1 pseudogene is annotated in these 530 nt (G+C 39.1%); it reads right to left on the reverse strand.

The features are described from left to right. A pseudogene (locus tag ACTHUM_RS18495) lies at positions 1–530 on the reverse strand (hypothetical protein); the annotation flags it as partial.

The raw sequence follows: 530 nt of genomic DNA on the forward strand, positions 1-530 counted from the left end.
GTTTTTGTTGTTGGTGTGTGTTGGGTTTTGGTTTTGGTTTTGTTTCTTTTTTGGGGTTTTTTTTTTTTTTTTTTTGTGTTGTTGGTTCGTTGTTGGTTGGTGGGGGGTGTTGGGTTTTGGGGGGTGGTTTCTTTGTGTTTGGGTGGGGTTTTGTGTGTTTTGTTTTGTTTTTGGTGTGTTTGGTGTTGTTTTTGGGGTTTTGGGGGTGGGGTTGTTGTTTGTTGTGGTTGGGTTTTTTGGTTTGTTTTTTTGTTTTGGTGGTTGTTGTGTGTGGGTTTTTTTGTGTTTGTTTTTTGTTGTTTGTGGGGTTTTGGTTGGTTTTTTTTTCTTTGGGTGTTTGGGTGGTTTGGTTCTTTGGGTTTGTTTTGTTTGTTTTGTGTGTTTGGGTGGGGGTGTTTTTTGGGGGGTGGGTTTTTTTGTTTGGGTGTTGTGGGGTTGTGGTTTTGTTGTTGGTTTTTTTGTGTTTTTTGTGGGTTTGTGTGTTTTTTGTTGTTTGTTGTTGTTGGGGTGTTTGTTTGGTGTGTTTGTTT

It is taken from the genome of Neisseria sp. P0021.S006 (genome assembly GCF_051956895.1).